The sequence below is a fragment of the Mesorhizobium sp. M7A.T.Ca.US.000.02.2.1 genome (assembly GCF_003996995.1).
Lineage (GTDB): Bacteria > Pseudomonadota > Alphaproteobacteria > Rhizobiales > Rhizobiaceae > Mesorhizobium.
Map to the genome: position 1 here is coordinate 1 of NZ_RZTT01000730.1, position 1,523 is coordinate 1,523.

The following is a 1,523-nucleotide window of genomic DNA, read 5'->3' on the forward strand; positions in this document are numbered from 1 at the left end:
CAGGCAACGGAGAATTCGGGCAACGGCCGCCGACATCCGGCCCGATCGTGCCGAAAACGGCCAGCGAAGCGTTGCGGCCGGAGGCTGGCACGCCGCCGCCGAAGCGCTCGCGTGCGTCACGCAGCCAGGTCGTCGTGTTCATGAACTTCGTCATCTCCTCGGTGATGCTGGTGGTTCTGGCGGCCGGCGTCGCGGTCTATTTCGGCAAGCAGGAATTCACCGAACCCGGACCTTCGGCCAATGGCGACACCTTCCTGGTCAAGCCGAGCACCGGCGTCCAGGATATCGCCGACCAGCTCGAACGCCGCGGGTTGATCAGCGACGCCCGGGTATTCCGCCTTGGCGTGCGGGCCTTCGGCAATGATTCCGCGCTCAAAGCCGGCGAGTACGAGATCAAGCCCAGGGCATCCATGCGCGATATCATGGAGCTTCTGAAGAGCGGCAAGTCGGTGATGTATTCGCTGACCATTCCTGAAGGACTGACGGTCGACCAGGCATTGCAGCGCATCGCCGAGGAGAATGCCTTGAGCGGCGACATGCCGGCAACCACGCCGCCGGAGGGCAGCCTCGCCACCGACACGCTGCGCTTCACGCGCGGAGCGACACGCCAGCAGATGGTCGACAAGCTGCTGGCGGATCAGAAGAAGCTGGTCGACGATGTCTGGCAGCGGCGCGCGCCTGACCTGCCGCTGGCCAACGTCGAGGAGTTCGTCACGCTGGCCTCGATCGTCGAGAAGGAGACGGGCAAGGGTGACGAGCGTTCGCGAGTTGCCGCCGTCTTCCTGAACCGGCTTGCCAAGGGCATGCGCCTGCAATCCGATCCGACCATCATCTACGGGCTGTTCGGCGGCAAGGGAAAGCCGGCGGACCGGCCGATCTACCAGTCGGACATCCAGAAACAGACGCCCTACAACACCTATGTGATCAATGGCTTGCCGCCGACGCCGATCGCCAATCCGGGCCGTGCAGCGCTGGAGGCGGTGGCCAATCCGTCGAAGACCGCCGACCTCTACTTCGTTGCCGACGGCACCGGCGGGCACGTCTTTGCCGCGACGCTGGACGAGCACAACGAGAACGTCGCCCGCTATCGCGCGTTGCTGAAGAAGCAGGCCGATGATGCCGCCAAAGCCGCCAAGACGACTGGCACCGGCGACAGCAATGCCGTCAAACCCGCTGGCGGTGGGCCGGCTGACGGTGCCGACGACAGCGGCGGTGACGCGGGCGCTGCCCAGTAAATGAAGAAAGGCGTTGCCCGGCAGGCAACGCCCTGACATTTGGAAGAGCGCCGCGCGTCCGGTTTCGGCGCGCCTGCGGCGCAGTCTTTTTCAAGCCGCACTCGCTCTGTCCGGAAAGCCGGTTCAGGGCGATGTGCCAGGGACGTGTGGGCGATATGAATTTGCAGAGCATGACCGGTTTTGCACGTGCCGTCGCCGAGCACGAAGGCACCTCGATCGCCTGGGAGGTCAAGTCCGTCAACGGCAAGAGCGTCGAGGTACGGCTGCGGCTGCCGCAAGGCTTCGAGC

Annotated in this window: 2 protein-coding genes; both read left to right on the top strand. The window is 65.1% G+C overall.

Going from position 1 to position 1,523, the window contains the following annotated elements; translation table 11 throughout:
- Positions 1-1,235 (top strand): endolytic transglycosylase MltG (gene mltG, locus EOD15_RS34065; protein ID WP_127409290.1); only part of this gene is annotated, 1,235 nt, incomplete at its 5' end.
- Between the two features lie 155 nt (positions 1,236-1,390).
- Positions 1,391-1,523 (top strand): YicC/YloC family endoribonuclease (locus EOD15_RS34070; RefSeq protein WP_348629446.1); only part of this gene is annotated, 133 nt, incomplete at its 3' end.